Origin of the sequence: Demequina litorisediminis (assembly GCF_030161615.1) — a bacterium.
Lineage (GTDB): Bacteria > Actinomycetota > Actinomycetes > Actinomycetales > Demequinaceae > Demequina > Demequina litorisediminis.
This window is the reverse complement of the sequence record NZ_BSUN01000001.1, coordinates 1,447,723-1,468,994: the sequence shown is the minus strand read 5'-3', so window position 1 is coordinate 1,468,994 and position 21,272 is coordinate 1,447,723. Positions and strand designations below refer to the sequence as shown.

Sequence of the window (21,272 nt, the reverse complement as noted above, 5' to 3'; positions counted from 1 at the left end):
AGTGATGGATGCTCGCGGCGAGATCCGCCTGGGGGCGCAGGTACACCAGCAAGGTGATGCGCTCCGCCAGCGGCGTCAGGTGCGCGGCGAGGCGCCGCTTGGATTCCAGGTTCAGCAGCCGCGAGTGCAGATGCTCACTGGACACCACGATGAGCCGCGGGTCAGCGATCTGCGCGAGTTCCGCGTCGATCCGCTCGGCGAGGACAGTGGGCAGGTCCTCCCGTTCCGCGCCCGCGTCCTTGAGCGCGGCCCGCTCGAACTCCCCCAGCGGACCGTCCATGCAGGCCGTCGCGAGAACGCCGTGGCTCGACTTGCCGAACGCCCGAGGGAACAGCGCGCCGCGACTGGCGAGCAGGTCGCGGCGGCGTGACAGCGCCGTCTGGATCGCCGTGGACCCGGTGCGCTCCGTTCCCAGGTGTGCCACCAGATGCTCGACCCGCGTCATCGCCTCACCACCACAGCCCTCCATGCCAGCGCGGGCGCCACGATCACCCGCGCGAGTGCCCGCCTCCAGGGAGCATCGGCCGCTCCGAGTGCCTGCGACCTGAGCCGCACCCTTCGTGCCACCCCGCGCAGCCCGCGCGGCTCAGGCATGAAGGCCGGATGCGGCGCGGCGGCGGCTACCCGGGCGAGCGTCACGTCGACCCAGTCATCCTCGGCGTTCTCGTGGAAGTAGTGGGAGCGTCGCCACCGCTCGCTCGCGCGCGGGAAGTCCAGGGTGACCATGCGGGCCATCGGGCCCGTGCAACCGCTGGCAGCGAACACCAGGTTGAGTTGCTGCTCGTCGACTCCGAAGTCGTCGAGGATGAGCGTGGGGACGTCGGCGGCGATTGACTCCAAAGCGGCGGTCGAGCTCACCGTGACGAGAGCGCGCGCTCCCCCAGGAAGTCGCTGAGCGGCCCGCGTGCGAACACGAGGTTGCGGGGCAGCACCCCGGGGCGCGCCGCAGCGAGCCTCGGGATACGAGGCGAACTCCGCGTGCGTCTGCGCCTCACCCTCCTCGCCACGCACCTTGATGATGAACGGCACCTCGGGATGCGCCTGCGCCGCGGCGACGATGCCCTCCAACAGGCGCGCTCGCTCGGCGCGGGTGCGCGGCACCAGCGCCTGCGGCGCGAACACCACCGCACCGTCACCGCGCGCGGGCACGGGGTCGGCGGCGCGCGCCAGCGACGCGAGCGCCACCACGGTTCCCGGCGTGACCATCGTCGTCAGCGCCTCTCGCTCGGCATGGGCGTGCACCACCATCACGTCGCAGCCGCGCCGGAAATCGACGCCGCGCACCGTGGGAGGAAACCAGACCCCAGGGATTCCCGAGACGGTCACGGGACGCTTGCTCAACCGCGCCACCACCGTGCGCTGCACCAGGCTCCACGAGCGGTCCACGCACCGCGAGGACCAGAACGTCGGGCGCATCGGCCTCGAGGCGGGAGGCCACCTCATCGAGGCTCAGCAGCGGCACGTCTGGCCACCGGCCCGCCACCGCGTCGCGCACCTGCGCGCGCGAGGGCGTCACGGCCGAGCGCACCACCACCACCTCGACGTCCGCGGCGGCGCTCAGGTCAAGCGCACGGCTGACGCCCCACTTGAGATAGGAGTCCGCATCACACAGGACAAGGGCACGGGTCCGATGCGGCGTCGCCGCGTTCACCCTCGCGAGCCAGGCGCGTACGGCCTGACTCGACGCCATGCGCGCCGCGTGGCGTTGCGCATCGACCAGCGATCCACGTGGCGCATCGACACCCCGTACTTCGCGAAGGTGACATCCACCGCGGCACGGAACTCGTCCTCGTTGTCGGACACCAGGTACGCGGTGCGCAGCAGTGCCAGGGCGTACTCGCGCTCGCCGACGCCCAGCCACGCCGTCGCGAGCGAACGCAGGGTCGCCTCATGGGGATGCGCGCGCACCACCTGGCGGGTGAGGATGCGCGCCTCGTCGAGCCGCTCCGCCCGCAGCGCTCGCGCCACGTCACGGACGGGCACGGGGCCACCCCCAGCAGGTCTCGCGGCGTCTCGTGCGCCGGAGGCTGCTGCAGCATCGGCCGCCACCACGGCGAGCAGGCGCTCCGAGAACGCCTCCACACTGAAGGTGTCGACAATGGCCTGGTATTCGGCGGCATCGACCTCCTGGGTCAGCACGGCCTCGACGGCGGCGAGCATCTCCTCCGGGTCGTGGCGGTCATACGAGGCGTAGCCACGCACCCCCGCCAGCACCTCGTCGCTGCCCACCCCCGTGTACGCGACAATCCTGACGCCGGCGGCGATCGCCTCGAGGGCCGAAAGCGGCATCGGGTCGTCCACGCTTGACAGGAGGAACACGTCGGAAGCCCGCACGATGGCCTCGGCGGACCGGCGCGGCAGGTGACCCTTCCACGCGACCGCGGGCGACTGGTAGATGTCGGGCGTTCCGCCTCCGACCCACACGAAGTCCAGCGGCAGCCGCCGCTCCGCCGCAAGGTCTGCGACGCGGGAGAACCAGTCGGCTCCCTTGCGAGCCTGAACGGACCCCACCATGACCACCTGCGCGCGCTCGCCGCGGCGGCGAGGAGTGATCGCGGCCGGGACGATGCCGGGGGACGTGTTGTAGACGACGCGCGTGGTGGGGGCTCCCATCTCGGCGAACATCCGGGCCTGCGACTCCGACACGCACAGCACGGCACAGCCCTCAAGCGCCTCAAGCATGGCCCGGTGGGCCGAGCGGAACGCGGCGTGCTCACGCTCGACGACCGCGCGGGTCTCGTGCGCGTAGACGAAGGGCGTGCGACCGCGGCCCCGCAGCGCGGTGACCAGGTCGGGCAGCCACGGCTTCACCCAGAACGGGCGCAGGCTATTGATCAGCACCACCTCGTCGGGCCTCGGCTCCGCGAGGACCGCCTCGACGCTGTGATACTCCATCACGTCGATGAGGCGCACCTCGGCCTGAGCCGTCGCGGTGAGGTGACGGGCCGCAGCCATGATGGGCAGCGAGACGCCGATCGACTGCACAAAGCGTTCGCCCAGCACCGCAATCTTGGTCCGCGGCGCGGGCGGGGCGCCGAGTGCGAAGAGGGCGGCCTCGCGGCGTGCGCTGCGCGGGAAGCGCTCGGCGGCGGGACCGGCGGGGCTGTCTTCGGGGACGTCGATGGGCGCGAGGATCGCGTCCGCAACGTCGCGCTCGACGTCAGGGTTGAGCCGGAGCAGCGCGTCCGGCACCACGCCCTCCGCGTTGGCGCGGAAGCGGCCCACCTCGCGTAGGCTCGGTCAGCACCTCCACGGCCTCCGGGACGGAGCCGACGGAACGCAGCAGGCTCCGACTTCAGGGTAGGCAGGGCAAGGGAGATACGGGGGTCGCCGATGGCGATGAGCGGCAGGCCTGCCCGCATGGTGTCCAGGTAGGCCGTCGAGAACCAGGTGACCGCGACATCGGCCTCGTGAAGGCGCTCCGCGGTTAGGGGCTCGGAGGCCTCCAGCACGGTGACGCCAGGGAGGGACTCAAGGAAGGCCAGGTGGCGGGCGTCGCTGGACGGGTGCGGCTTGATGGTGAGGCGGTCGGACGCGTCCAGTGCCGCGACCAAGTCACCAATCATGGCCCGATGCGCCTGCACCGTGGTCTTGCGCTGGGCGCCGAGCGGCTGGTCCAGCAGCACGATGTCGAGGCCCGTGCGCGGCTCACCGGAGCGCAGCACCCGGGCGCGGTGCTCGTAGGCAGTCGCGAGCCTCCGGGTTGGCGGAGTGCAGCACGGCACCGGTGACCCGAATGTCCGGCTGGGGCAGGTCCTCGCGTGCGGCGAGCACCCGCTCGCGTCCGCGGGGTCCCCACACACAGATGCGCGCGACGTCGGAGGTGCCATAGCGGGCGTTCTGGTCACCGAGCCCGGGGGTGGTGACGCGCTCCACAAACTCGAGGGTGCCGTCCTGCACCAGCACCACCGGGACGTCGCCGCGGGCGGCGACGATGGCGGAGCCGCGCACCGACTGATCGTTGAACAGCACGATGCGGTCGGCGCCTGCGTCGGCGAGCCAGCCGGGAAGGCGCTCCACGATGGCGCCGCGAAGTTCGTCGTGGCGGCGCACGCCCCACTCGCGGGCGAGGTTCACGACCTCGCCAACGATCGGGTGGCGCTCGGCCTCGTCCTCGACCCACACCTGGACGTCGGTGTTCACGTCCGCGGTGACGACCGTCACGCTCGCGGCGCGGGAAAGCGATCATGGAGCGCCGCGAGGATGCGCACTCCGTTGCGATTCTCGACGAAGACGACCACACGCTCGGCGAGCGGGGTCGAGACCGCCGCGGCGGCCTCCCGGGCGGACGATTCCGCTCCGGAAGGCGCCGAGTGGGACTCAAGCGTCAACGCGACGCAGGCTTGCTCAGCGGGGCGAGCCTCGCCGGGGAACACGCGCTTCACGCCGTCGCCGAGGCCCTGCTCGATGATGCGGATGTCGCGCACCAGGTTCTTCAGGCCCGTGGGCTCCAGCGAGGCGGCGTGGTCCGAACCCCACATGGTGCGGTCCAGCGTGATGTGGCGCTCGACGGCCACCGCCCCGAGGGCCACCGCGGCCACGGAGATCTGGAGGCCGGGCTCGTGACCCGAGTAGCCCGTGGGGAGGTCGTAGCGCTCCGCGAGGGCGGGGATCATGAGGAGGTTGGCCTCCTCGGGGGGCAGCGGGTAGGTGGACGTCGCGTGCAGGATGACCAGGTTGTCCTTGCCGAGGGTCTCGACGGCACGGTCGATCTGCTCGATGGTGGACATGCCGGTCGAGAGGATCACGGGCTTGCCGGTCTCACGAATGCGGCGCAGCATGCCGAGGTCGGTGACCGAGGCGGACGCGATCTTGTAGGCGACGGTGTCCATCTCCTCGAGGAAGTCGACGGCCGGCTCGTCCCACGGCGACGCGAACCAGTCCACGCCACGCGCCTTGCAGTAGGCGTCGATCTGCGCGTACTCGTCCTTCTCGAACTCCACCTTGTAGCGGTACTCGAGGTACGTCATGGTGCCCCACGGGGTGTCGCGAGGCGTGTCCTTCATGTGCTCGGGGGTGGAGATCTCGGGGGTGCGCTTCTGGAACTTCACCGCCTGGCATCCGGCCTCGATCGCGACGTCGATTAGGCGCAGCGCGTTGTCGACCGAGCCGTTGTGGTTGAGTCCGATCTCCGCGATCATGTAGACGGGCTGGCCGGGTCCGACCTTGTGGGCACCGATCTGCACTGCTTCAGCCATGTCATGCTCCTTCAAGTGTGGTGAGGATCATCTCCGCGAGTTCGCGGAGTGCTCCGCGCCCTCCCGGCCGGGTCAAGTGGACCCGGGCCACGGCGAGCGCAGCGGGATGGGCGTCTGGGACGGTGACGGGCCAGCCGACCGAGGCCATGCTTTCCACGTCGTTCACATCGTTTCCCACGTAGGCAACCTTCGACAGCGAAAAACCGCGAAGTTCACTCCACTGCCGCAGGATGTTCACCTTGTCGTCAGCGCCGTACACCGTCTCGATACCGAGCTTGCGGCCGCGGGCCTCGACGACGGGGTTGCGTTCCTTGCTGAGGATGAGCATGGGCACGCCCGCGGCACGCAGCATGGACAGCCCCATGCCGTCCGAGCGACTCACGGTGACGGCCTCCGTGCCCTCCTGATTGACCTCCACGAGGTCATCGGTGTGGACGCCGTCGAAGTCCATGACGAGAGCGTCGATGGCGCCGATGCGGGGGCGACTGAGCAGGGGCGCGAGGGCTCGCGCCGCCTCTAGGCTCGTGCGGGTCGTCGATCTCGAGTCCCGCGAGCGCGTCGACCACCTCGAGACCCACGGTGCCGAAGAAGCGGTGACGGGCCTCGACGAAGCCCGCGGCGTCCATCACGTAGAACGCTCCGGACTCCTGGTACTGCGCCTCGCGGTCCTGCCTGCGCGGCCGGAAGGACTTGTCGTGATTCACACCGTCGGCGCCGTCGGGTCCCACTCGCCACAGGAAGCCGTGGGTCTCGAACGCGGAGAACACCGCGTCCTCGTCGCCGTCACGCACCCGTGCCACGGCCCTGCCCAGGGCATCGGGATCGATGAACGGGGAGGTGGCCTGGAGGAACGCCAACGCCGCAACATCGTGACCCTGGTCGGCGAGGACCCCCAGCCCGTGCAGCAGGGCATCCTCGCTGCTGGCGAGGTCGCCCGCGATGTTCGCGGGCCTGTCGATGACGCCCGCGCCCGCGGCGCGCGCCACGGCCGCGATGGCGGCGTCATCGGTCGAGACGTAGACCGCATCGATCCCCGGCGCATCGAGAGCCGATGCGACGGCGCGCGCCACGAGCGGCACGCCGCCCACCCTGGCGATGTTCTTGCCGGGCACACCTTTGGAGCCGCCGCGCGCGGGAATGATCGCGACGGTCATACCCTTACGCGACGGCACGCGCTCGCCCCCGTGCGGAAACATCCTCCAGCAGACTCCGTAGGGAGTCGTCCGCCGCGGACGTCAGCCAGTGATGAGGCACCGCGGAGACGTCCAGGTCCACCGAGCGGTCCAAGATGGTGGACAGCGTCGCCACCACCGAAGATGGCAGCGTGCTGACCCGGCGTACTCCCGGCGCGCTCGCCAGCAGCACCTCGATGGGCAGCAGGGGCCGCTGGACCGCCACGCCAGGCACCTGGGCCCAGCGCTGCAGCGAGTCGCGGCGCTCGCGCCGGTGCGGGTAGTAGGTGACGGGGCCCTGTGCGGCGAGGTCACGCAGCCAGCCTGCGTACGCATCGGTGTCGAGGTAGCCGTCGTCCACGAGCGCCGAGCCCACCACGACGTGCGAGCCCACCGCGGCATCGGCCACCAGGGAGGTGCCGCGCAGCCATGCGTAGTCGTTGTGGATGACGGTCGCGCCGAGCGCGCCGAGACGCGCCATGGTCTCCGTGTCGGAGTAGGCGGTGAAGACGGTCAGCCTGCCCTCCTGGGCGGCGGTGCGCAGTCGTACGGCCGCCGCGGCTCCGAGGGCGCGGTGCAGGCGAGACTCGTTCTTCGCGTGGCGGCCAAGGGGGCGGCCCTCGATGAGGCGGCGCGCCATGGACAGCATCCCCGAGCCGTCGTCCACCAGTACCGTGTCCTGCGCGCCAGCGAAGGTGGCGACTGCGCGGACCTGACCGGAGTTCGCATCACCCGCGAGCCTGCGGCGCGCGGTGGCGAACGGCGACAGGGTGGCGTGGCGCCACGGCCCGGACATCGTCACGCCGCGCGGAAGTCGCGGCGCGAGGAGGCGTCCGGTGTCACCGAGCCGGCGGGCGCCCTCGCGCAGGCAGAGGTGAACGCCGTCGCCCGTCGCCGCGGCGTACTCCACTGCGTTCACCAGTTGTAAGGGTGATTCCACCCAGCCCATGCGTGCCATGGGCACAGCACAGCACAGCGACCTGAACGGTCGGTTGCGAGTGTGTGTCTACTTGGAAGCCTTGTAGGCCTTCACGACCTCGTCGGGGTCGCCGTCCATCCGCAGGCTCGCCGTGGTCGATCCAGATGACCCGGTTACAGGTGTCCAGGATGGACGTCATGGAGTGGCTGACGAGGAACACGGTTCCCGCCTGCTCACGCATGTCACGGATACGGGCCTCGCTCTTCTGGCGGAAGCCCTTGTCGCCCACCGCGAGCGCCTCATCCACCAACAGAATCTGGTGGTCACGGGAGACCGCGATGGAGAAGCGCAGGCGCGAGGACATACCCGACGAGTAGGCTCTTCATGGGCAGGTCGATGAACTCTTCCATGTCCGCGAAGTCCACGATGCTCTGGTACTTCGCCTCGATCTCCGCGGGCGTCAATCCCAGCGCCAGACCACCGAGGATGACGTTCTTCTCGCCCGAGAGGCTCGGGATGAGTGCGGCGTTGACACCCAGCAGTGCGGGGCGGCTCGAGGCGAACACACGGCCCTGAGCCGGAGCGATGAGGCCGGAGATGGACCGCATCAGGGTCGACTTTCCGGAGCCGTTGTGGCCGATGACGCCGATGGACTCGCCCTCGCGCGCCACGAAGGACACGCCCTTCAACGCATGCACCACGCGGATGCCGCGCTGGCGGGTCAGCAGCGCACGGTTCTGCGCGGCCCGCTTGCCGGACGTGAACGTCTTGTACTTGATGTGGAGGTCGTCGACCACGACCGTGGGCGCACCGAGGGTGTCAGTCATGTCCGTACCTTTCCTCGGCACGCCAGAAGAACACGATGCCCACCGCCAAGGTCACCACGCCGGCCCCGGCCGCGATGATCCACATCCAGCCGGGTCCGCTCTCGCCGAGCAGCACGGTGTCACGGACGATGGTGATGTAGTCGTGCACGGGGTTCAGTTGCGCCACCGTGAGCATCCAGTCCGGCTGGTCCTTGAGGACCTCCTCCAGCGAGTAGAAGATGCCCGAGGCGTAGAAGAACAGGCGCGAGATGAGCGGGATCACCTGCGTGAGGTCGCGCAGGTGCACCGTCAGGCGGGCCGCCAGGAGCGCGATGCCGAGGTTGAACATCGCCATCAACACCATGGCCGGGATCACGAGGAGCCACCACCATGTGAGTGGTAGCCCGAACGCGAGCACGATGATGCCCATGATCACGAGCATCGGAATGAGGCTCGATGACCTGCTGAATGATCTGTGCGACGGGCAACAGCATGCGCGGGAAGTTCAGGGACCGCACGAGCGACGCGTTGCCGGTGATCGCCTTGGCGCCGTCGGAGAACGACTTCGAGAAGAACTCGAAGATGAAGACGCCGACGACCAGGAACGGGATGAAGGCGACGTCGCCGGGGCGAGTGGAGCGCGGCAGGATGATGCCGAAGATGGTGCCGTACAGCGCCGCGTTCAGCAGTGGGCGCAGCACGATCCAGGCGAGACCCAGGCGGTTCTCGGCCACGGTCGCTTGGATGCGGAACTTCGCAAGGGAAGTGGCGAAGGCGCGGCGCCGCCACATTTCGGCAAGGTACTCGCCGAGCGGCGGGCGGGCTCCGACGCGCTCGAGGCCCGCGTCGCGCGCGATCGCCTCGTAATCGATGGGGGTCACGTAGGCTCCTACAGTTCCAGGCTCAGTTCTCGGCGCCGGACAGACGCAGGGGCATCGGAACACGCGACAAGATTACCCCAGCCCCCTCACGCGGCCCGATGCGACGCCATCGCGGCGAGAACCGCGTCGTTCTCGACGGTCGAGCCGACGGTCACGCGGATGCCTTCACCCGCGAACGGGCGCACCAACACGGCAGGCTCCAGGGCCGCGAGCGCTACGGCGATCTCGACCGTGCGGTCACCCGCCGGAATCCATACGAAGTTGCCCTGTGCCTCGGGCACCTCCCAGCCGAGCTCACGCAGGCCGTCGCGCAGGCGTGGACGCTCGGCGACCACCTGCTGGACACGCTCCAGCAACTCCTGCTCGGCGATGGGCTCGAGCGAGGCGAGGGCCGCGGCCTGAGCGGCCGAGGACACCGAGAAGGGCGTGACACATGCGCTGACGGGCGCGATCAGAGCCTCGGATCCGAGCGCGAAGCCCACGCGGGCGCCCGCGAGGCCGTAGGCCTTGGAGAACGTGCGCAACACCAGGAGGTTGTCGTGGCGAGGAATCTCCTCCAGGCCCGCCACCGCGTCGGCGTCGGTGACGAACTCGACGTACGCCTCGTCGAGCACCACGAGGACGGACGTGGGCACGGCCGCCATGAAGCGAGCGAACTCATCGCGGGTGAGGGCCGGCCCGGTGGGGTTGTTCGGTGAGCACAGCATCGCCACCTTGGTGCGGTCGGTGACGGCGGCGATCATCGCGTCGATGTCGTGGCGGCCGTCCTGCGTCACCGGCACCATCACCGGGGTGGCCCCGGCGATGTGGGTGAGAATCGGGTACGCCTCGAAGGAACGCCAGGCGAACACCACCTCGTCGCCCGCCTGGCAGTAGGCGGTGAGGATGTGTTGCAGGACCGCTACCGAGCCGCCGCCCACCGCGACCTGGCGCGGCGTGACGCCGAACCGGGCGGCGAGCCGCTCGTGCAGGTCGACCGCGAACATGTCGGGGTAGCGGTGGATGCCGTCACCGGCTCGCGCGATCGCGGCGGCCACCGAGGGCAGCGGGTCGAAGGGCGTCTCGTTGGAGGAGAGCCGACGGGCGGGAGCCTGTCGGCCGCACCACGAGCACCGGGAACGTACGCGGGGAGGCCGGCGACGGCGGGGCGGGGCACGGGAAGGCTCATGGGGACATCGTGCCAGGTGTGAAAGACTCCTTGGCATGAGGTTCGTGCTGAACGTGATCGCCATGGCCGTGGGCGTGTGGGTTGCGACGCTGTTGCCCCTCGACATCGCCGTGACGGGCGGAGAGGGCGAATGGTGGACGCGCCTGCTGGTGTTCGGTGCCGTCGGTGTCATCCTGCGCCTGCTCAACCAGGTCATCAAGCCCATCCTGCAGATCCTCGCGCTCCCCATCACCATCCTGACGCTCGGACTGTTCGCCCTGGTGGTGAACTGGTTTGTACTGTGGCTCGCGGCGTGGGTCACCACGTGGTTCGGGGGCATCGAGCCTGGTGATTGGTGACTTCTGGCTGGCGCTCGTCGGCGCGCTCGTCATCACCATCATCTCGTCCATCGTGCGCGGCCTCACCGGCTCGGCGCAGGAGTAGGGACCGGCTCGGGTTCGCGCTGCGGCGCGGGCTGGGAGCCCACCTCGCGCGGTGGCGTGGCCGGGCTGAACAGCGTCCGGTTGGCGCTGACCGACGTGGTGTAGCCCTTGGTGCCGTCGCGCCACGCCTTGGTCGAGGCGTCGTCGAGTCCGTCGATGGCTTTGCCCGTAGCCCGGTAGGTGGTCATCGCATGCGCGCCCAGCACCGTCGCCGCTGCCGCCGCGACGGTCTTGTCGCCCGAGGCGCGTGCGTCTCCCGTCCACGTGGTGACGTTGGCTGACTCCGGGTTGGCCCCCTTGTCGAGCGCGGGAACCATGTCGGACACGTCCTCGACATGCGCGTACCTCACGCCGTCGACGCGCGGCAGGTGTCCCACCGGCGAACCGAACGTCACCACGTCGGTGATGGTGAAACGCTCACTGATCCCTTCAACGCCCGCGATGGCCGTGCTCACCATGCCGCCCTGACTGTGGCCCACGAGCATCACCTCGGCGTCTCGCGGAATACCCATCCGCTCCATGGCGTCGACGGCGAGCCGCATCGCGTCGGACTCCTGACCTGCCGCGACGGCGGCGTTGCCCTCGCCGTCGGCGGTGTTGACGCTGCGGTGTCCCCAGTCGGCGGTGCCCGGAATGGTCACCACGTAGCGGCGTTTGCCGTCGGCACCCATCAGTTCGTCGATCGCGACGGCGCCCTCGGGCGGAGCGGGGAGGTCCGCGAGGCTGGAGGCTAGGTCTTCCATGGAGGTCGCCACCTCGGAGCGCGTGCGCGGGCCGCGCGGCACCGCGGCGGTGTAGCGATCCTCGAAGAGCGCGTCGAGCCCGCGGGTGGCGCCGAGCAGTGCCATCACGACAGCGTCGTAGGCGCTCTGGTCCATGATCACGTCCGTGCCCAGCGCTCCCGTCACCGTGCCCACGGTGCCGCGGTTGATGTAGCCCGTCATGGGCGGTGCGCCGTCGGGCATGACGGCCTCGCCCACCGGGTCCCTGCCCATGAGGCGTCCCACGATGCCCGGCACCGAGATCGCCCAGCCCAGCCCCATGGCCGTCCGCGTCACCCAGGTCTGGGTCGCCACGGCATCGTGCGCAGCGCGCGCGACGCTCGTCGCGATGCCGATGCCGCCGCGGGCCCGCTCCTCCGCCTCCTCATAGGTACGTGCCACTGCCGTCAACCGCACCCCCAGGTCATCGGCGTCCCGCGCCAAGGCCCCCACCCCGCCAAAGCCCCAACGGGCGTGCCCCACGGCGGCATCGGCCCTCGTAACGGCCCCCGCCACTGCGGGACCCGCGTCGCGCGCCGCGTCATCCAGCAACGCCGCACATGAGTCGAGCGCGCGCAGGCACGTGTCGAGCGCATCGCCAGCGCGGGACAGTACCGCCGATGCCGAGGCGAGGTCCTCCGTCACGGCCTGGGTCCCGCCCGCGCCACCCGCGACGCCCACGGGAACGGGCTCGGGCGTGCTCACTGCCCAGCCTCGCGCGCCGCGATCTGCATCTGCCACCAGGTGCCGCGTGCCTCCTCAAGGCGCCCGACAAGGGCCACCACCCGGTCGCGCATCGCCGCCGGCTCCGCCCGGTACAACTCCGCCGCTGCCGATGCCCACTCGACGTCGTCGGCATCGGCGAGGCTCGCGCAGGCCGCCTGTGCCTCATCGAAGGCGCGTTCGAGGTCCGCCACGGGCAGCCACAGATCCGGCAGGTACGAGGCTTCAGGCTGCCACGCATCGAACAGGGATTCGGGATCGCTCATGGGGCGACGCTAGGTACGCGGCCCGGCCCCGGCATCGGCCGTCGTGGCGCCTGTGGACAACGCGCCGTGGCGCGGTGGCCTGTGCATGGAACAATGAGGGCCGTGACTGAGTGGAACCCCGCCTCGTATGTGACCCTCGCCGACGTCGAGCCCGCGATCGCGCTCACCCCGCTGGACGGCCGCTACCGTTCCGCGGCGGCGCCGCTGATCGACCACCTGAGCGAACCCGCACTGAACCGTGCGCGCCTGTTCGTCGAGGTGGAGTGGTTCATTCACCTGTGCGCGACCGCCGCCGTGCCCGGCACGCGCGAGCTCACGGCGGAAGAGGTGGCGCTGCTGCGTGCCATCCCCGCCGAGTTCGGTGCCGACGGCATCCGTGAGCACGCCGAGATCGAGAAGGTCACCGTTCACGACGTCAAGGCGGTCGAGTACTACATCAAGCGCCGCATCGAGGGCACGTCGCTCGAGCCGCTGAGCGAACTGGTCCACTTCGCGTGCACCTCAGAGGACATCAACAACCTGTCCTACGCGCTCATGGTCAAGGGCGCCGTCGTGCAGGCGTGGCTACCCGCCGCCTCCTCGCTCGTGGCGCAGGTCGCGGACCTTGCGCGCGAGACCAAGGCCGTGCCGATGCTCTCGCGCACCCACGGTCAGACCGCCACGCCCACCACGCTGGGCAAGGAGCCTCGCGGTGCTCGCCCACCGCCTCGGCCGCCAGGCTCGGCCGCATCGAGCGCCAGGAGTACCTGGGCAAGATCAACGGCGCCACCGGCACCTTCGGCGCACACACCGCTGCCGTCCCCGGCACCGACTGGGTGAGCGTCTCGCACACCTTCGTGGAGGGCATCGGTCTCACCTGGAATCCCCTCACCACCCAGATCGAGAGCCACGACTGGCAGGCCGAGTTGTACGCGGACGTTGCCCGCTTCGGCCGCATTTTGCACAACCTGGCCACCGACGTGTGGACCTACATTTCGCTGGGCTACTTCGCGCAGGCCGCGGTCGCCGGCGCCATCGGCTCGTCCGCGATGCCGCACAAGATCAACCCCATCCGCTTCGAGAACGCCGAGGCCAACCTCGAGATCTCCGCGGCACTGCTGGACACGCTCGCCTCGACGCTGGTCACCTCGCGCCTGCAGCGGGACCTCACGGACTCGACCACGCAGCGCAATATTGGCGTCGCGTTCGGCCACTCGCTGCTGGCGATCGACAATGTGCGCCGCGGGCTGGGAGCCCTGTCCGTGAACGAGGCGGCGCTGGCGGCAGACCTCGACTCGTCGTGGGAGGTGCTCGCCGAGCCCATCCAGTCGGCGATGCGCGCCGCGGCGATCGCGGGCGTGCCCGGCATGGAGAACCCCTACGAGCGCCTCAAGGACCTCACGCGCGGTCACGTCATCGACGCCGAAGCGATCCGCACCTTCGTGGACGGGCTCGAGCTCCCCGCGGAGACCAAGTCACGCCTGGCAGCGCTGACCCCCGGCAAGTACGTGGGTCTCGCCGAGCAGGCTCGTGGATTCCTACCTGCGCTGAGCACTCCGTGCCCTGGCGGGACATGGGCGTCACTTTCGTGCGATCGTTGTGTCCATCACCCCTGGGTGCTAATTTGCGAGCGAGCAGATGGGCCGCGTGCGCGCAGGCCGTCGGGGCGGAGCCCGAGGGGGTCGAGCCTCCCCGCCTGTGGGTGCTTGAAGTGAATCCATGCTTGAGGAAGCCATGAATTCTTCAGTGTCATCTCGCTCACGCGTTCTCATCGCGCTCCTGGTCGCTGTCGCGCTGGCGCTCGGCGCTGGCATCGCGACGAGCCCCGCCGCCGATGCAGCCGCCAAGGCCAAGACCTCGGTGACGATCACGTCGTTCAAGCAGGTGTCCGGGACCCGGATCATCTCGGGCTCGCCGGTGCTCGTCAAAGGCAAGTCGTCCGCCAACCTCGCAGGCGCAAAGGTCTACCTTCACCAAGAAGGGCAAGAAGTGGGTCGACACCGGATACGCGACGACCATCAAGAAGGACAAAACGTTCTCGCTCAAGTTCACCCCGCGGGGCATCGGAGGCAAGAACTATCGGATCGCTTTCAAGGGTTCGTCAACCAAGGCGCAATCCACCTCCGCCAAGAAAGTGACGCTCTGGCAGTGGCTTGCACTAGGTCCACTGGAGCAGTCCGGCGACTTCTATGAGTCCACCGCCACCGTGGCGGGCAAGTACTACGGCAAGGTCGTCAAAGACTCCGTGTACGACGGCGGATCAGATTTCTCGTCGGAGTACAACCTCTCATTTAAGTGCGTCACAGTGAAGTCAGCGATGGGGCTAGACGACAGCAGCGACAGCGGGATGAACGTCATCTACAGCGCTGACCTCGATGGAAGCCGAGCGTTCACGTCTTCGGCGTTCGGTGTTGGCAAGTCCACCACGATGTCGCTCAACACCACCGGCGTGTTCCGCATCGGCTCAGGGCCGATGTCCCAGCAGTGTCGAACAAGTACCTCTCCGGGTACGCGGTGTTCGCCAACCCTGTGGCGCTCTGCAAGGGCGTGCCCGCTACATAGGCGGTACGCCTCAGCGGGACATGGGCGTCACTTTCGGCCAGATTGTGGCACTCATGTCCCGCCAGGAACATGGTGAGGGGACCGGCGGGCCAGTCGCTACAGTCGTGGCAGCGCGATTGCAGTGGCACCGCCAGGTTGCCTTCCGCGTTATCTGATCGGGTGCTTCCATGCCTTTTCCTGCTGTCCCCCTCCGCTCCCTGCCAGGCGAGTACGTCATCGCGCGGTTCTCCACCGATGCGGACGTCGCTCCCGTGCTCGCCGAGCCTGCTTCGGGCTGAGTCCCTGGTGTCTTTCACCCAGACCGACCAAGAGATCTCCATCGTCTGCGGCTCCGATGCCGCTCCCTCGGGCGCGGAACTCGATGGCCCCTGGCGGGCGCTGTACGCGGGCGGGCCGATCCCGTTCGGCCTCACCGGCGTGGTCGCGTCGCTCGTGGACCCGCTTGCGGCAATCGGCTGCCCGGTCTTCGTGATCTCCACGTTCGACGGCGACGTCCTCATGACTCCCAGCGACCGCCACGATGAGGCCGATCGAGCGCTCCGCGGAGCGGGACACACGGTGGACGTCGACGCACCGCGTGACTAAGCGCACGGCGTCGCGAATGCGCCCTGCGAGTCGTTGAGTGCGCGGTTTCACCGGAGAGCGGGCACTCAATGACTCGCAGGAGCCCCCACAGCGACGGCGTCGCCCACCGCGATCACCCCTGGGGTGACCACGTCGAGGTAGATCGCCACGCGCATATCGCGCTGGCGGCCCAGCGGCTGTAGCCACCGGGTCTTCTCGGCCACGCCGTCCTGGGGCAGGTCGATGGTCCGGCAGCGTTCGATGCGTCCGATGGGCCGCAGCACCGCCCCGCCGATCCGGACGTCGTCGACCCAGGATTCCTCCTCGAACGGCTCCGTGGTGTCCACCACCACGTTGGCGCGCAGGCGGCGCGGGTCGGCGTCGGCGCCCAGTTCGCGAGCGCACCAGGCGAGCGTCGCGGTACCTACGAGCGAGACGGGGCTGTCGTCGAAGTGCTTGACGTCCGTCTCGGGCGCGAGAGTCGCGTCCGCGGCCAGTGCTTCCGAGAGCCACGCGTCGAGTTCCGGGTCTCCCGCGAGCGCCTGCCTGCCGCCGGGTCCGCTCACCACGACACCCTCGGCGGTCGTGGCCGCGCGGAACGCGAACACTCCATCACGGCGCACCATGCGCTTGGTGTTCTTCCCCGAGGCCAACCGCGAGTCGCCGTCACGCACGGCCCAGCCGCGGTCGCCCACGAGCCCACGCGCGTCGAGTTCCACTCGCTCCAACGCCTCGCCTCCCATGGACTTCACGGGATAGCGGCGCAGTGCGGTGACGAGGGTCATGCCTCGAGACTACGGCCGATGCGCCGGTCACCTGAGCGACCGGCGCATCGGCCGTGGGGGCTTGGCTGTCAGTCGAACTCGACCGTCACCGAGCTCTCGCCCTGCGCGGGATCGGGGTCCACCGTGACGTGGGTGGTGACGCCGTCGGCGTCGATGTCGTCAAAGGTGAACGTGCCCTCCTCGGTGGGCTGAAGGACCTCGGTGGTGCCGTCCTCACGCGTGAGCACCGCGGTGCCGTCAGCCCTTGGCATGAGAAGTGTCAGGACCCGGTCGGTACCGACCTCGAGGGACGCGTAGAGCGCCTCGTCGGGGGCGAGAGCCACCTCAGGTGCGCACGCATAGCCCGCCTCGGGGTAGGCGCTGGGCTCGGCAGGGACGGCCTCGCTGACGCCGTCCGGCATCTCCTCCGTGCGGTCGAGTTGCACGTTGAGGTTCGCATCCCAAGTCACCCACGAGCCGTCGGCGATGCGAAACACCGCGACGCCATCCTCGTCGGGTGTCACCGCCACCGCCGCATCTGCGGCGATCTGCACCACCAAGTCGCCGTCGGCACCCGTGGAGATGACAGCCAGCACGGCCCCACTCGCGGCGTCCTGCAGCGTGGTGAGCCCGGTTTCGCCGTCGAAGACGGACCACTGATCCCGCGCGGCCGTACTAGCGGGAAGGGACGTCTCGGGGCCGAGGCTGATCGTGATCTCCTCGTCGGCGCTGCCGGTGGAAACATCGAGGCATGCCCCCGAGGAGGGGCTCGCGGACTGTCCCGCAGGCGCCAGCGAGGCCGACCGCCCCTGCGCGAGCGCCACGCCGCCGAACGCGAGCACACCCGCTGAGACGGCCGCCGCCGAGCCCACCCCGGCGGCACGGACCACGCGGCGGCGCCGCACCCGGCCGCGCACCGCGGCTCCGTGTCGATGCGCGAAGTCGGAGCCCTCGCCGCCGCCCATCTCGCCATGCAGCAAATCCCTCAGGTCACTCATCGCACTGCTCCCTTGAGTTGGGGTGCCACGACCGGCACCGTGGTGGGTTCGGCACGCCAGTCGGCGACCGTGTGGAGTTCCGTCGCGAGCCTTGCCGATGCGTCGGACAGGTAGCGCTTGACGGTGCCCTCGGCGAGCCCCAGGCGTTCCGCGATCGCGGGCACCGTGAGGTCGTCGTAGAAGCGCAGGACAATGCAGGCACGCTCGCGGGGGCTGAGGCGCGCCAGCGCGGCCCTGACGTCGAGCACCTCGGCGGCATCCGGCCGATGCACCGGCACCTCGCGGAGCCTTGTCGTGGGCTCGTCTGGCGGCGCCCGCGCGGCGCACCCGATCGATGAAGACGCTCGGGATGGTGCGGCGCACATACGCCTCGGCCATCGGCACCGTGGGGAACGAGCGGCCCCGCGAGAACGCCTTCACGAGCGCGTCCTGGAGGACGTCCTCGGCATCGTCCCCCGCGAGCAGTCGTGCGTAGGCGAGCAGCCCTCCGGCCCGTTCACGCATCAGCGTGTCGAGCATCGGCTCCCATCGCGCCATCGCGGTCCTCCACAGGGTCGGCTTGCATTGTCGCCCACACAACGTGGCTGCCACGGCGAATCGTTGGGGGCCGATGTTCGCCCCACCCGGGTGACGGCCCGCTCCCGCCGCTCGTTAGGGTGGCGTGACCATGAGCACCTCACCGGACGCCGGCGCCGAACCGGCCGCGGCATCGGCCGTCGAGACCGATGCCGCCGCACCCAGTCCGCGCCGCCTCAAGGCCGAGATCGGCATCGTCCTTGGCCTCTCGCTCGGCTACTACGCAATCACGGCCGCGCTGACGCTCATCGAGCGCTATCTGGCCGAGCCCGCGATCGGCGATCAGTCCACCACGCTGAACCCGTCGCGCTCGTCGATCGACTGGGTGGACCTCATCTCCCAGGTGGTGCGCCAGGCGTATCTGCTCATGCCGGTGGCGCTCGCGCTGTACCTGCTGAGCATGGGCGGACGCTCCGCGCGCAGGCGCCTTGGCCTCACCGGCGGCTGGAGAGGGCTGCGACGCGACGCACTTGGTGCGCTCGCGCTGGCGGCGTGCATCGGCATCCCTGGGCTCGTGCTGTACGCGGTGTCGCGCGCCCTGGGCCAGACGGTGCGCATCGACACCTCCGGGCTGCCGGACGCGTGGTGGGCGGCGACCATCCTGCTGCTGTCCGCGGCCGTCGCGGGCGTGTTGGAGGAGACCATCGCGGTCGGGTATCTCGTGACGCGCCTCAAGGAGTTGAGGTGGTCGCCGTATGCGGCCATCCTCGCCTCGGCGCTGCTGCGCGGCGCCTATCACCTGTATCAGGGGTGGCCGATGGCGCTGGGCAACGTGGTCATGGGCCTCGTCTTTGCGTACTGGTTCCACCGCACGGGCCGCCTGGGGCCACTGATCCTCGCGCACTGGACGCTTGATGCGGTGTCGTTCATCGGACCCGAGGTGGTGCCAGCCGAGTGGCTTGATGCGCTCGGGGTGAGCCTGACCGGGCCACCTACCTCCTACACTCGGATCCATGGCCGGACCCGACGCGACGCAGCATGCCGCTGCGAGCAGCGATCCGCTGCGCGGGGTCACCGTCATCGATGCCCCCGAGTCGCGCGTGCATCGCGTGTCCGACCTGCTTGCCGCGAGCCTCACGGTTCTCGGAATCGTCCTGGTGCTGTTGCTCGGCGCGTACGGCACGGCCACCACGGAGGGCCTCACGGAGGACGTGCAGGGTTTCGCGCGCGTGCTGCAGCGCCTCCTCGTGGCGCCCGTCAACATCTTCTCCGGAATCGTCACCATCGTGGTGCCACTCGCGGTCATCCTCGATCTCGGTTTCCGTCGCGAGCCGCGTCGCATCCTCGAGGTGCTGGGCGCGGGCGTCCTCGCGTTCATCGTGACCGTCATCGCGGCGATCACCACCCTCGAGTTTGGCGCCGACGAACTCATCACCTCGCTGTCGGTGCGCAGTTCCGAGGGCGACATGGTGGTGCAGGCTTCCCGCCTACCTTGCCGCCGTGGCCGCGATGCTCACCGCGGCCGGGCTGAGAACCACGCGCAGGGTGCTGTCGATCTCGTGGCCGTTCGTATGGATTGCCGCCGCCGTCGCCGTGATCTCCGGCATCGTGACGCTGCCCGCCGCCATCACCGTGGTGTTGATCGGCCGCGCATCGGGCCTGATGCTGCGCTGGGCCGTGGGTTCCACCGCGGACCGCGCGTATGGTGCGGCGCTGGCGGACGGCATCAGGCGCGCGGGCTTTGAGCCACGACGCATTGTGCGCGCCGACCACCGCGACTCCAACGTGCCCGACACCCACGACGATGTCGCCGCCGCCATCGGCCGCACCCGCTCGGGCCGCATCTACTCCGTGACCACCATCGAAGGCCACCAGGCTCATCGTGCTCGCGATGGACGGCGACCAGCACACGGCCGGCTTCCTCGCAAAGTGGTGGCAGACCATCCGCTTCCGCGGGATCGACCCCCGCGCCGAGGTCAGCCTGCGCCACGCCGCCGAGTCGACCGCACTCGTGTCCCACGCTGCCCGCAGCGCCGGGGTGCGCACCGCCCGCGTGCTCGGCATGAGTCAGGCCCGCGACTCGATGCTCGTGGTCTACCAACGTCCCGTCGCGATGCGAGCGCTCTCGGAGATGTCCGGCGACGAGGTCGACGACGCGATGCTGGACTCGATCTGGGACCAGTTCGTCCAGGCCCATGCCGCGGGCATCTCGCACCGCCAGATCTCCGGCGACACCATCCTGGTGGGTGACGGCGAGGAGACCGGCACTCCGCTGGTGTGGATCACGAGCCTGGGACATGGGCGAGGTGGCGACGTCCACGCTGGCGAGGCGTCTCGACAACGTGCAGGTGCTGGCGGCGACGGCCGCGATCGTGGGAGCCGACCGCGCCGTCGACGCCGCGTTCAGGGCGCTGGGCGAGGACATCATCGAGCAGGTGGCGCCGCTGCTTCAGGCCATCGTGCTGCCCCGCGCCACGCAACGCGTCCTCAAGGAGCAGGGCGACGTGCTCAAGGAGACGCGCGCCGCCATCGTGGCCCGGGTGCCCGATGCGGAGATCGAGCAGCAGAACATCACGCGGTTCGGGTGGCGCACCATCGTGCTGTTCGCCGCGGCCGTGCTCATCGGCACGGTCATTCTCACCACGTTCAACACCCAGGACATTGTGGGGGCGCTCAGCACCGCAAACCCGTGGTGGATCCTCGGGGCGCTGCTGTGGTCCTTCGTGACCTACATCGGTGCCGCGCTCGCCATGCTCGCGTTCTCGCCTGTACGGCTGCCGTGGATGCGCGTGCTGCTCGCCCAGGTAGCCGCGGGCTACATCGCCGTGGCCGTCCCCGCAGGCGTGGGTCCGGCGGCGCTCAACCTGCGCCTCCTGACGCGGCGCAAGGTGACGGGGCCGCTCGCCGTGGCGACCGTGGCCCTGGTGCAGGTGTCCGCGGTGGTGGTCACCGTCATCGGCCTGCTGACCCTCACCCTGGTGACCGGGTCGCAGGGCACGCTCGCGGCCCTGCCCTCGACTGCGGTGCTGATCGGCATCGGCGCCGCCGCGGCCGTCATCACGGCGTTCATGCTGATCCCCAAGGTGCGCCGCTGGACGCTTGCGAAGATCATGCCGACGCTGCGCCAGACCTGGCCGCGCCTGGTGCAGATCCTTGGCCAGCCGTGGCGCCTGGCGGTGGGACTCGCGGGCAACCTCATCCAGACCGTCGCGTTCGTGGGGACGTTCTACTGCACGCTCGAGGCGTTTGGCCAAGACCTCGCGATCATTGACGTGACCATCCTGTTCTTCCTGTCCAACGCGGTGGGTGCCGTGGTGCCGACGCCCGGTGGCCTCGGTGCCGTCGAGGCGTCGCTGATCGCGGGACTCACGGGTGCTGGCGTGCCGCTGCCCGTCGCGACGCCCGTGGTGCTGATCTACCGATTCATCACCTACTGGCTGCGCATCCCGCTGGGCTACGTGGCCATGAATTGGATGACGCGCAAGGGTGAGATGTAGGGACCACGCGCGCGATCATCGGCGGCCCGTCACGACAGTGCTCGCCACTATGCCGACTCCCAGGGCCCATCCGACT

The 21,272-nt window shown here is 69.7% G+C and carries 23 protein-coding genes and 5 pseudogenes; 10 read left to right on the top strand and 18 right to left on the bottom strand.

From position 1 onward, the window contains the following. Position 1: 1 nt before the first annotated feature. Positions 2–370 (top strand): hypothetical protein, encoded by a 369-nt coding sequence (locus QQK48_RS09020; protein WP_284328236.1) that lies wholly within the window; start codon positions 2–4, stop codon positions 368–370. 71 nt (positions 371–441) lie between these two features. On the opposite strand, the gene QQK48_RS09015 is transcribed toward QQK48_RS09020, so the two are convergent. From QQK48_RS09015 to QQK48_RS21660, 11 genes and pseudogenes are all read right to left on the bottom strand, one after another. Next, positions 442–1,416 carry a DUF6716 putative glycosyltransferase gene (locus QQK48_RS09015; RefSeq protein ID WP_348523558.1) on the bottom strand — a complete coding sequence of 325 codons (975 nt, stop codon included), beginning with the start codon at positions 1,414–1,416 and terminating at the stop codon, positions 442–444. Further along, positions 1,382–1,690, bottom strand: a pseudogene (locus tag QQK48_RS19715) (DUF6716 putative glycosyltransferase); the annotation flags it as partial. The gene QQK48_RS09015 and the pseudogene QQK48_RS19715, both read right to left, overlap by 35 nt. Continuing rightward, entirely contained in the window at positions 1,648–3,225 is a 1,578-nt protein-coding gene (locus tag QQK48_RS09005; protein WP_284328232.1) for a glycosyltransferase family 4 protein, read from the bottom strand. The gene QQK48_RS09005 and the pseudogene QQK48_RS19715, both read right to left, overlap by 43 nt. 423 nt (positions 3,226–3,648) lie before the next feature. Continuing rightward, a complete protein-coding gene (locus QQK48_RS09000) occupies positions 3,649–4,164 on the bottom strand; it encodes a hypothetical protein (protein WP_284328231.1) in 516 nt (171 codons plus the stop codon). A gap of 156 nt (positions 4,165–4,320) precedes the next feature. After that, positions 4,321–5,198, bottom strand: a pseudogene (locus tag QQK48_RS08995) (N-acetylneuraminate synthase family protein). A 1-nt stretch (position 5,199) separates the two neighbouring features. Continuing rightward, positions 5,200–5,649 carry a KdsC family phosphatase gene (locus QQK48_RS19710; protein WP_348523557.1) on the bottom strand — a complete coding sequence of 150 codons (450 nt, stop codon included), beginning with the start codon at positions 5,647–5,649 and terminating at the stop codon, positions 5,200–5,202. Continuing rightward, entirely contained in the window at positions 5,621–6,352 is a 732-nt protein-coding gene (locus QQK48_RS19705) for an acylneuraminate cytidylyltransferase family protein (protein ID WP_348523556.1), read from the bottom strand. The genes QQK48_RS19710 and QQK48_RS19705 overlap by 29 nt, the downstream gene beginning before the upstream one ends. A gap of 4 nt (positions 6,353–6,356) precedes the next feature. Next, the gene (locus QQK48_RS08985) at positions 6,357–7,328 is read right to left on the bottom strand and encodes a hypothetical protein (protein WP_284328230.1); all 972 of its coding nucleotides are present in this window, start codon (positions 7,326–7,328) and stop codon (positions 6,357–6,359) included. Positions 7,329–7,612: 284 nt separating this feature from the next. Next, complete coding sequence (locus QQK48_RS08980; RefSeq protein ID WP_348523555.1) at positions 7,613–8,116, bottom strand: ABC transporter ATP-binding protein; 504 nt, start codon at positions 8,114–8,116, stop codon at positions 7,613–7,615. After that, positions 8,109–8,264 carry a hypothetical protein gene (locus tag QQK48_RS08975; protein ID WP_284328229.1) on the bottom strand — a complete coding sequence of 52 codons (156 nt, stop codon included), beginning with the start codon at positions 8,262–8,264 and terminating at the stop codon, positions 8,109–8,111. Before QQK48_RS08975 ends, QQK48_RS08980 begins: the two co-directional genes overlap by 8 nt. Before the next feature lie 27 nt (positions 8,265–8,291). After that, positions 8,292–8,525, bottom strand: a pseudogene (locus QQK48_RS21660) (ABC transporter permease); the annotation flags it as partial. A 38-nt stretch (positions 8,526–8,563) separates the two neighbouring features. On the opposite strand from QQK48_RS21660, the gene QQK48_RS21655 reads away from it, so the two are divergent. Then, a complete protein-coding gene (locus QQK48_RS21655; RefSeq protein ID WP_431308321.1) occupies positions 8,564–8,962 on the top strand; it encodes a hypothetical protein in 399 nt (132 codons plus the stop codon). A gap of 100 nt (positions 8,963–9,062) precedes the next feature. On the opposite strand, the gene QQK48_RS08965 is transcribed toward QQK48_RS21655, so the two are convergent. Next, a complete protein-coding gene (locus tag QQK48_RS08965; protein WP_348523554.1) occupies positions 9,063–10,013 on the bottom strand; it encodes a histidinol-phosphate transaminase in 951 nt (316 codons plus the stop codon). Positions 10,014–10,179: 166 nt separating this feature from the next. On the opposite strand from QQK48_RS08965, the gene QQK48_RS08960 reads away from it, so the two are divergent. Continuing rightward, entirely contained in the window at positions 10,180–10,482 is a 303-nt protein-coding gene (locus QQK48_RS08960; protein WP_284328227.1) for a phage holin family protein, read from the top strand. A 62-nt stretch (positions 10,483–10,544) separates the two neighbouring features. On the opposite strand, the gene QQK48_RS08955 is transcribed toward QQK48_RS08960, so the two are convergent. Both QQK48_RS08955 and QQK48_RS08950 read right to left on the bottom strand, forming a co-directional pair. Then, positions 10,545–12,032, bottom strand: coding sequence for a hypothetical protein (locus QQK48_RS08955; protein WP_284328226.1), 1,488 nt, complete (start codon positions 12,030–12,032; stop codon positions 10,545–10,547). Further along, positions 12,029–12,316, bottom strand: coding sequence for a hypothetical protein (locus QQK48_RS08950; protein ID WP_284328225.1), 288 nt, complete (start codon positions 12,314–12,316; stop codon positions 12,029–12,031). Before QQK48_RS08950 ends, QQK48_RS08955 begins: the two co-directional genes overlap by 4 nt. 93 nt (positions 12,317–12,409) lie before the next feature. Between QQK48_RS08950 and purB the strand changes: the two are divergent. The 4 genes and pseudogenes from purB to QQK48_RS08930 form a co-directional block, all read left to right on the top strand. Continuing rightward, a pseudogene (gene purB / locus QQK48_RS08945) lies at positions 12,410–13,821 on the top strand (adenylosuccinate lyase); the annotation flags it as partial. Positions 13,822–14,029: 208 nt separating this feature from the next. Further along, the gene (locus QQK48_RS08940; protein ID WP_284328224.1) at positions 14,030–14,488 is read left to right on the top strand and encodes a hypothetical protein; all 459 of its coding nucleotides are present in this window, start codon (positions 14,030–14,032) and stop codon (positions 14,486–14,488) included. Then, positions 14,430–14,933: a hypothetical protein gene (locus QQK48_RS08935; RefSeq protein ID WP_284328223.1), complete on the top strand. Its 504-nt coding sequence runs from the start codon at positions 14,430–14,432 to the stop codon at positions 14,931–14,933. Before QQK48_RS08940 ends, QQK48_RS08935 begins: the two co-directional genes overlap by 59 nt. Before the next feature lie 209 nt (positions 14,934–15,142). Continuing rightward, positions 15,143–15,442, top strand: a complete 300-nt coding sequence (locus QQK48_RS08930; protein ID WP_284328222.1) for an ACT domain-containing protein — start codon at positions 15,143–15,145, stop codon at positions 15,440–15,442. A gap of 65 nt (positions 15,443–15,507) precedes the next feature. On the opposite strand, the gene QQK48_RS08925 is transcribed toward QQK48_RS08930, so the two are convergent. The 4 genes and pseudogenes from QQK48_RS08925 to QQK48_RS08910 all read right to left on the bottom strand — a co-directional run. Beyond that, a complete protein-coding gene (locus tag QQK48_RS08925; RefSeq protein WP_284328221.1) occupies positions 15,508–16,206 on the bottom strand; it encodes an MOSC domain-containing protein in 699 nt (232 codons plus the stop codon). A 68-nt stretch (positions 16,207–16,274) separates the two neighbouring features. Then, on the bottom strand, positions 16,275–17,183 hold the full coding sequence (locus QQK48_RS08920; protein ID WP_284329468.1) for an RICIN domain-containing protein: 909 nt from the start codon (positions 17,181–17,183) through the stop codon (positions 16,275–16,277). Beyond that, positions 17,180–17,455 carry an RNA polymerase sigma factor gene (locus QQK48_RS08915; protein ID WP_284329353.1) on the bottom strand — a complete coding sequence of 92 codons (276 nt, stop codon included), beginning with the start codon at positions 17,453–17,455 and terminating at the stop codon, positions 17,180–17,182. Before QQK48_RS08915 ends, QQK48_RS08920 begins: the two co-directional genes overlap by 4 nt. Before the next feature lie 100 nt (positions 17,456–17,555). Further along, positions 17,556–17,687: pseudogene (locus QQK48_RS08910) on the bottom strand (SigE family RNA polymerase sigma factor); the annotation flags it as partial. 163 nt (positions 17,688–17,850) lie between these two features. Between QQK48_RS08910 and QQK48_RS08905 the strand changes: the two are divergent. From QQK48_RS08905 to QQK48_RS08895, 3 genes are read left to right on the top strand one after another with little or no spacing between them, the layout of a single operon-like run. Further along, positions 17,851–19,230, top strand: coding sequence for a CPBP family intramembrane glutamic endopeptidase (locus tag QQK48_RS08905; protein ID WP_284328220.1), 1,380 nt, complete (start codon positions 17,851–17,853; stop codon positions 19,228–19,230). Continuing rightward, positions 19,200–19,949 (top strand): hypothetical protein, encoded by a 750-nt coding sequence (locus QQK48_RS08900; RefSeq protein WP_284328219.1) that lies wholly within the window; start codon positions 19,200–19,202, stop codon positions 19,947–19,949. The genes QQK48_RS08905 and QQK48_RS08900 overlap by 31 nt, the downstream gene beginning before the upstream one ends. Positions 19,950–19,996: 47 nt before the next feature. Further along, positions 19,997–21,196, top strand: a complete 1,200-nt coding sequence (locus QQK48_RS08895; RefSeq protein ID WP_284328218.1) for a lysylphosphatidylglycerol synthase transmembrane domain-containing protein — start codon at positions 19,997–19,999, stop codon at positions 21,194–21,196. Positions 21,197–21,272: the final 76 nt, after the last annotated feature.

What these genes read in the sequence shown, in the direction of transcription:
- QQK48_RS08895 (WP_284328218.1), top strand. Translation starts at nt 19,997, where the DNA reads ATGGGCGAGGTGGCGACGTCCACGCTGGCGAGGCGTCTCGACAACGTG.
- QQK48_RS08925 (WP_284328221.1), bottom strand. Translation starts at nt 16,206, where the DNA reads ATGACCCTCGTCACCGCACTGCGCCGCTATCCCGTGAAGTCCATGGGA.
- QQK48_RS09015 (WP_348523558.1), bottom strand. Translation starts at nt 1,416, where the DNA reads ATGCGCCCGACGTTCTGGTCCTCGCGGTGCGTGGACCGCTCGTGGAGC.
- QQK48_RS08905 (WP_284328220.1), top strand. Translation starts at nt 17,851, where the DNA reads ATGAGCACCTCACCGGACGCCGGCGCCGAACCGGCCGCGGCATCGGCC.
- QQK48_RS21655 (WP_431308321.1), top strand. Translation starts at nt 8,564, where the DNA reads ATGATCTGTGCGACGGGCAACAGCATGCGCGGGAAGTTCAGGGACCGC.
- QQK48_RS08960 (WP_284328227.1), top strand. Translation starts at nt 10,180, where the DNA reads ATGAGGTTCGTGCTGAACGTGATCGCCATGGCCGTGGGCGTGTGGGTT.
- QQK48_RS08985 (WP_284328230.1), bottom strand. Translation starts at nt 7,328, where the DNA reads ATGGCACGCATGGGCTGGGTGGAATCACCCTTACAACTGGTGAACGCA.
- QQK48_RS08920 (WP_284329468.1), bottom strand. Translation starts at nt 17,183, where the DNA reads ATGAGTGACCTGAGGGATTTGCTGCATGGCGAGATGGGCGGCGGCGAG.
- QQK48_RS19705 (WP_348523556.1), bottom strand. Translation starts at nt 6,352, where the DNA reads ATGACCGTCGCGATCATTCCCGCGCGCGGCGGCTCCAAAGGTGTGCCC.
- QQK48_RS08940 (WP_284328224.1), top strand. Translation starts at nt 14,030, where the DNA reads ATGAATTCTTCAGTGTCATCTCGCTCACGCGTTCTCATCGCGCTCCTG.
- QQK48_RS08950 (WP_284328225.1), bottom strand. Translation starts at nt 12,316, where the DNA reads ATGAGCGATCCCGAATCCCTGTTCGATGCGTGGCAGCCTGAAGCCTCG.
- QQK48_RS08980 (WP_348523555.1), bottom strand. Translation starts at nt 8,116, where the DNA reads ATGACTGACACCCTCGGTGCGCCCACGGTCGTGGTCGACGACCTCCAC.
- QQK48_RS19710 (WP_348523557.1), bottom strand. Translation starts at nt 5,649, where the DNA reads ATGGACTTCGACGGCGTCCACACCGATGACCTCGTGGAGGTCAATCAG.